The sequence below is a fragment of the Rhodococcus sp. P4_B6 genome (genome assembly GCF_056402215.1).
This window is the reverse complement of the sequence record NZ_JBFUHV010000283.1, coordinates 1-7,292: the sequence shown is the minus strand read 5'-3', so window position 1 is coordinate 7,292 and position 7,292 is coordinate 1. Positions and strand designations below refer to the sequence as shown.

Below are 7,292 nucleotides of genomic sequence, written 5' to 3'. Positions count from 1 at the left end.
GCACTGCGCCACGCCGCCCGGGTCGACGTCACCGGTCTGCACCCGGCGGCGCGGGCGGCGCACTTCCGGCTCGCCTGCGACGTCGACAACCCGCTCCTCGGCCCGAGCGGCGCCACCGCCGTGTACGCGGGCCAGAAAGGCGCGGCGGCCGGACAACTCGTCGTTCTCGAGGACGCGATGACCCGGTGGGCGCAGGTCGTGCGCGCCGCGACGGGCCGCGATGACAGCCGGGCCGCGGGGGCGGGCGCCGCGGGCGGGGCGGCGTTCGGCGCGATCTCGGTTCTGGGTGCGGACATCCGGCCCGGCATCGACACGGTCCTCGGCCTCGTCGACTTCCGCGGGCGACTCGCCGCCGCCGACCTCGTTATCACCGGCGAGGGGTCGCTGGACGAGCAGAGCCTGCACGGCAAGGCCCCGATCGGCGTCGCGACCGAGGCACGGAGGGCGGGAATCCCCGTCCTCGCCGTCTGCGGCCGAAATCAGCTCAGCGACGCACAATTACACAGCTCCGGCATCTCCGCGGCCTACGCGCTCGCGGACCTGGAACCGGACCTTCACCGATCGATCGGACATGCCGCGGAACTCCTGCGCCGGATCGGCCGCACGATCGCCGCATCGTCCGACGAACTCGCAACACTCAGCACACGAGGAGAATCATGACTTCCGATTTCACCGCCCTGCCCGACCTCGCCTCGCGAGCCCTCGGCGGGAGCGTCTCCGCCGCCAACGACGAACTGTTCGCGCAGCGGGAGAACCTCATCAAGGCGGAGGCCCCGTTCTTCGACCCCGCGGACTTCGGGCACAAGGGCAAGGTCTACGACGGCTGGGAGACCCGCCGCCGCCGCGACGACGGCCATGACTACGCGATCGTCCGCCTCGGTTCCGCCGGCATCATCCACGGCGTCGTCGTGGACACCGCGCACTTCAAGGGCAACTACCCGCCCTTCGTCTCCATCGAGGCGGCGTCGATCGAGGGTTATCCGTCCATCGAGGACGTCATGAAGGCGGACTGGCAGACCATCGTCGAGAAGTCCCCGGCCGAGGGACACAAGGAGAACACGTACGCGGTCGCCGACCGGCACCGCTGGACGCACGTACGCCTCTCGATCTACCCCGACGGCGGCGTCGCGCGTCTGCGTGTACACGGTGAGGTCGTGCCCGACCCCCGGTTCCTGGACGGGACCGTGGACCTGCTGGCCGCGGAGAACGGTGGCCGCCTCGTCGGCTGCTCGGACGCGTTCTACGCCTCGCCCGCCAACATCATCCTTCCCGGCCGGGCCCGGAACATGGGGGAGGGCTGGGAGAACTCCCGGCGGCGCGGGGGCGGCAACGACTTCGCCGTGTTCTCGCTCGCCGCGGCCGGTCGCCCCCGGCACGTCGAGATCGACACCAGCTACTACGTAGGGAACGCGCCGGGCTGGGTGCGGCTGAGCACCGCCGACGCGCGCACCGCCGACATCGCGGACGAGGGCGCCTGGACGGAACTGCTGCCGCGCACGGCCGTGCAACCCGACACCCGGCACCGGTTCGTTCTGGACGCCGCCGCCGCGGCCACCCACCTGCGACTCGACGTCTACCCCGACGGTGGCCTGTCCCGGCTGCGGCTGTTCGGCGATCTCGACGAGACGGCACTGGCGGAGACGCGACGCACCTGGTGGGACGCGCTTCCGCAGACCCATCAGGCACTCGTCGCCGACCAGGCGCCCCGCTGATCGAGCGCACTCCCTACTCCTTCGACGAACCCGAGGAAACACCCATGCCCAACCCCAGTCCCGGTTACTCCATCACCGTTCGCGTCACGGCCCCGGTCGGCGCAGGCACCACGTCGACCCTCGCGGGGGCGGTGGCCTCCGTGAAGGGCGCCATGACCGCGTTGGACGTGGTCGAGAGCCACCCCGACCACATGGTCATCGACGTGACCTGCGACGCGTCCGACGTCGAGCACGCCGAGCAGATCGCGTCCGCGATCGCGGACGTGCCCGGCGTCGTGGTGGGCAAGGTCAGCGACCGCACGTTCCTGCTCCACCTCGGCGGGAAACTCGAAGTGGTGCCGAAGGTTCCGCTCAAGCACCGCGACGACCTGTCCCGCGCGTACACGCCCGGTGTCGCCCGGGTCTGCACCGCGATCGCCGAGAACCCCGAGGACGTACGACGACTGACGATCAAGCGCAACACCGTGGCGGTCGTCTCCGACGGTTCGGCGGTGCTGGGGCTGGGCAACATCGGTGCCGCCGCGTCGATTCCCGTGATGGAGGGCAAGGCGGCCCTGTTCAAGCAGTTCGCGGACGTCGACGCGTGGCCGGTGTGCCTGGACACCCAGGACACGGACGCGATCGTCGAGATCGTGCGGGCCCTCGCCCCGGTGTACGGCGGAATCAACCTGGAGGACATCTCCGCCCCGCGCTGCTTCGAGATCGAGGCCCGGCTCCGCGACATGCTGGACATCCCGGTGTTCCACGACGACCAGCACGGCACGGCCATCGTGGTCCTCGCCGCACTCACCAATGCGCTGCGGGTGGTCGAGAAGAGCCTCGACACAGTGAAGATCGTGGTCTCCGGTGTCGGCGCCGCCGGGCACGCGATCATCCGCCTGCTGGTCGCGCAGGGGGCGACGAACATCGTGGCGTGCGGTCGGAACGGGATCCTCTCGCCCGACGACACGTCCGACTCGTTCCGCTCGTGGATCGCGAACAACACCAATCCCGAGGCCCGGTCCGGGTCGCTGCAGGATGCCCTCGCCGGTGCCGACGTGTTCATCGGTGTGTCGGCACCGGACATCCTGACGGGCGACGACATCGCGACGATGGGTCCCGACTCGATCGTGTTCGCCCTCGCGAATCCGGTCCCCGAGGTCGATCCCGTCGCCGCCGGACAGCACGCTGCCGTCGTCGCGACCGGTCGGTCCGACTTCCCGAACCAGATCAACAACGTGCTCGCATTCCCGGGCGTGTTTCGGGGTCTGCTCGACGCCCACGCCGTCGAGATCACCGACGACATGCTCATCGCCGCCGCCCGGGCGATCTCCGATTCGGTGTCCCCGTCGGAGCTCAACCCCACCTACATCGTGCCGAGCGTGTTCGACGCGGCCGTCGCCCCGGCCGTGGCGGCAGCGGTGCGTGGTGTCGCCGGCGCAGGTCGTGACGACGATGTCTGATCCGCTCGATCTGCTGTTCCGTGCCCCGCGGGTGATCACCTCGGCAGGGGAGGTCGCGCGCAGTGTGGGCGTGCGCGACGGCCGGATCGTCGTCATCGAACCGTACGGGGCCCAACTCGACGCCGAGGTCGTCGTCGAACTGGGCGACGACGAAGTGCTGATACCCGGTCTCGTCGACACCCACGTGCACGTCAACGAGCCGGGCCGCACCGAATGGGAGGGTTTCGCGAGCGCGACCCGCGCCGCGGCCGCCGGCGGGGTGACCACGATCGTCGACATGCCGCTCAACAGCATCCCGCCGACCGTCGACGCCGCGGCCCTGGACGTCAAACGCCGGGTCGCGTCCGATCAGGCCTACGTCGACGTCGGGTTCTGGGGCGGCGCCGTGCCGGGCAACGTCCCGGACCTGCGTGCCCTGCACGACGCGGGCGTGTTCGGGTTCAAATGCTTCCTGCTGCACTCCGGCGTCGACGAGTTCCCGCCGTTGGATCCGGCGGAGCTCGAACTGGCGCTGAAGGAGATCGCGAGTTTCGGCGCGATGATGATCGTGCACGCGGAGGACGCACACGCGATCGACCGCGCGACGTCACCGGGCGGCGAGAACTATGCCGACTTCCTCGACTCGCGGCCGCGGGGCGCCGAGAATCTCGCCATCGCGGAGGTCATCGAGCTGGCCCGGTGGACGGGGTGCCGGGTGCACATCCTGCACCTGTCGAGCTCCGACGCGCTGCCGATGATCGCGTCGGCCCGCAAGGACGGCGTGAAGCTCACGGTGGAGACGTGCCCGCACTACCTGTCGTTCGTCTCCGAGGAAATTCCCTCGGGAGCAACGCAATTCAAGTGCTGCCCGCCGATCCGTGAAGCCGGGAACCGGGAACTGCTGTGGCAGGGCCTCGCCGACGGTGTGATCGACTGCGTCGTCACCGACCACTCCCCGTGCACGGTGGACCTCAAACGATTCGACATCGGCGACTTCGGGGTCGCGTGGGGCGGCATCGCGTCGCTGCAGGTGTCGCTGTCCGCGGTGTGGTCGGAGGCCAAGCGTCGCGGGCACACCCTGAACGACGTGGTCCGGTGGATGGCGGAGAACCCCGCCGAGCAGGTCGGGCTGAACACGAAAGGGCACATCGCGCTCGGGTACGCGGCGGATTTCGCGGTGTTCGCGCCGGAGGAGGCCTTCGTCGTCGACGTGGCCGCCCTGCAGCACAAGAATCCCGTCTCCGCGTACGACCGGCGTGCCCTCGCCGGCGTCGTGCGCAGCACCTGGCTGGCCGGAAAACGGATCGACCTCGACGAGGCACCCCGCGGACGGCTGCTCAGTCGCGGACTGGCCTGACCCCGCCGCGACCCCGCCCGCTGTCGCACTGGAACGAAATATCCAGTGCGGCAGCGGGTTTGTCGTGTTCGGGGCGGTGCGGCACCAAGATATATCCTGCGGAAATCATTGACCGGCCACTGTTGCCTGGCTCACACTTGGAGGGACCAATGGAACAAGCTTTCCGTGATACGGAAGTTAGTTCGCCGCCACGCAAGGACAGGCACATGCTCATAGACGACACAGTCTCGCGGCACACCACCACCGTCGACCACACTGCCGCCGCCGGCCGTCACACGACGACGAGTCCGAAACTCTACAACGCGGACCTGGCACCGACGAAGGCCGCAGGCCGTCGCTGGGGTTCCTACAGCATCTTCACGCTGTGGACCAACGACGTCCACAACATCGCCAACTACTCGTTCGCCATCGGCCTGTTCGCGCTCGGACTCGGCGGCGGCCACATGATCCTGTCGCTCATGATCGGCGCGGTCATCGTCTGCGTCGCCATGACCTACGCCGGATTCATGGGGCAGAAGACGGGCGTGCCGTTTCCCGTGATGAGCCGGATCAGCTTCGGCATCCGCGGGGCCCAGATCCCCGCGGTCGTCCGCGCGATCATCGCGATCGTCTGGTTCGGAATCCAGACCTACCTCGCGTCGATCGTCTTCCGGATCTTCCTCGTCGCCGTGGCGCCGTCCCTCGGCCGATTCGATCAGAACTCGATCCTCGGACTGTCCAGCCTCGGATGGATCTGCTTCATCGGGATCTGGGCGATCCAGATCGTCGTCCTCGTCTACGGGATGGAGGCCGTGCGCAAATTCGAGAGCCTGGCCGGCCCGCTGATCCTGGTCACCGTCGGCTCCCTGGCGCTGTGGATGCTGTTCCGCACCGACTTCTCCGTCGCCTGGGCGTCCGACAAGCCCGCATCCGGCGGGGAGATGTGGCGGCAGGTCTTCGCGGGCGCGGCCCTGTGGATGTCGATCTACGGCACCCTGATCCTCAACTTCTGCGACTTCTCGCGACGCTCCCCGTCGAAGACCGCCGTCGTGCGCGGCAACTTCTGGGGCCTGTTCGTCAACGTCCTCGCGTTCGCCGTCATCGCGTTCATCCTGTGCGGCGCCCAGTTCCAGATCGACGGGACGATCATCGACAGCCCCACCGACATCGTCGCCGCGATCCCGAACACCCTGTTCCTGTCGCTGGCCTGCCTCGCGCTCGTCATCGTCACGATGGCCGTCAACGTCATGGCGAACTTCGTCGCACCGTCGTACGTCCTGTCGAACCTCGCCCCCGAGAAGATCAGCTTCCGCAAGGCCGGCATCATCAGCGCCTGCATCGGCGTGGTCCTGCTGCCCTGGAACCTCTACGACAGCCCGGTGGTGATCAACTACTTCCTCGGTGGCCTCGGCGCCGTCCTCGGACCCCTGTTCGGCATCATCTTCGTCGACTACTGGTTCATCCGCCGCACCAAGGTCGACGTCCCCGCCCTCTACTCGGACAGCCCCACCGGAACCTATTACTACCGCAAGGGATTCAATCTGCGGGCGATCTATGCCCTCGTTCCCGCCGCCGTGGTCAGCACCCTGTTCGCGATCGTCCCCGCCTTCCATCTCGTCGCCCCCTTCTCGTGGTTCATCGGAGCAGGTCTCGCGGCAGCCATCTACGCCGTCGTCGGCGACCGGACCCGGCACTACGTGGACGCTTCCGGCGAGTCGATCGCCGTGGACAGCGGCCACGGCGACCACTGACAGGAGATTTCGATGCGCATTCTCGTCGTCAACGTCAACACCACCACGTCCATCACCGACGCCATCGCCAAGCAGGCCGAGGCCGCGGCAGCACCCGGAACCGAGATCGTCGGGCTCACACCGGAGATCGGTGCCGAATCCGTCGAAGGGAACTTCGAGAGCTACCTCGCCGCGATCGCGGTGATGGACCGGGTGCGGTCGTACCCCGAACCCTACGATGCGGTGATCCAGGCCGGATACGGCGAACACGGCAGGGAGGGTCTGCAGGAACTGCTCGACGTCCCCGTCGTCGACATCACCGAGGCCTCCGCGAGCATCGCGATGATGCTGGGGCACAAGTACTCCGTGGTCACCACCCTCGACCGAACCGTGCCGCTCATCGAAGACCGGCTCCGGCTCGCGGGTCTCGACGCCAAGTGCGCGAGCGTGCGCGCCAGCGGTCTGCCCGTCCTCGCACTGGAAACCGACCCCGAACGCACGATCGAGGCGATCGTCGACGAAGCCGAAGCCGCCGTGCGTGAAGACAAGGCCGAGGTGATCTGCCTCGGCTGCGGCGGCATGGCCGGACTCGACGACAAAATCCGTGAGCGCACCGGTGTTCCCGTGGTCGACGGAGTCAGTGCCGCTGTGAAATTGGCGGAATCTCTTGTAGGGTTGGGACTCTCGACCTCGAAGGTGCGCACGTACGCGCCCCCGCGTCCCAAGCGGATCACGGGATGGCCGCTCGCGAAGCCCTAGTCATTCACACCGCCCTCACCCCGGGCGGACACACAGGCGCCCGACCCCGCGCCCGCAACGATGGAGTATCCCTTGCTCGAACAGACCACCACCTCCGCCGACCGCCCCCGCGCGGGCTCCCACGTCATCCGTGAGGGTGTTGCGTCGTATCTGCCGGATATCGATCCGGATGAGACCACGGAGTGGTTGGAATCGTTCGATGGTTTGTTGGACCGGTCCGGTCCGACTCGTGCCCGGTATCTGATGTTGCGGATGCTCGAGCGGGCCGGGGAGAAGCACGTCGCTCTGCCGGCGTTGACGTCGACCGATTATGTGAACACCATCCCGACGGAGA

Annotated in this window: 7 protein-coding genes; all 7 read left to right on the top strand. The window is 68.1% G+C overall.

The window, feature by feature from the left end:
* Window positions 1-660: glycerate kinase (locus tag AC1DWT_RS48415; protein WP_477925990.1), on the top strand; the 660-nt coding region annotated here is incomplete at its 5' end.
* Window positions 657-1,712 (top strand): allantoicase, encoded by a 1,056-nt coding sequence (gene alc, locus AC1DWT_RS48410; RefSeq protein ID WP_206013486.1) that lies wholly within the window; start codon window positions 657-659, stop codon window positions 1,710-1,712. The genes AC1DWT_RS48415 and alc, both read left to right, overlap by 4 nt.
* Window positions 1,713-1,756: 44 nt before the next feature.
* A complete protein-coding gene (locus AC1DWT_RS48405) occupies window positions 1,757-3,154 on the top strand; it encodes an NAD-dependent malic enzyme (RefSeq protein WP_206013485.1) in 1,398 nt (465 codons plus the stop codon).
* On the top strand, window positions 3,147-4,490 hold the full coding sequence (allB, locus tag AC1DWT_RS48400) for an allantoinase AllB (RefSeq protein WP_072951016.1): 1,344 nt from the start codon (window positions 3,147-3,149) through the stop codon (window positions 4,488-4,490). Before AC1DWT_RS48405 ends, allB begins: the two co-directional genes overlap by 8 nt.
* 206 nt (window positions 4,491-4,696) lie before the next feature.
* Window positions 4,697-6,220 (top strand): NCS1 family nucleobase:cation symporter-1, encoded by a 1,524-nt coding sequence (locus AC1DWT_RS48395; protein ID WP_072951018.1) that lies wholly within the window; start codon window positions 4,697-4,699, stop codon window positions 6,218-6,220.
* A gap of 12 nt (window positions 6,221-6,232) precedes the next feature.
* Window positions 6,233-6,958 (top strand): aspartate/glutamate racemase family protein, encoded by a 726-nt coding sequence (locus AC1DWT_RS48390; protein WP_072951021.1) that lies wholly within the window; start codon window positions 6,233-6,235, stop codon window positions 6,956-6,958.
* Window positions 6,959-7,018: 60 nt separating this feature from the next.
* Window positions 7,019-7,292 (top strand): hypothetical protein (locus AC1DWT_RS48385; RefSeq protein ID WP_477925989.1); only part of this gene is annotated, 274 nt, incomplete at its 3' end.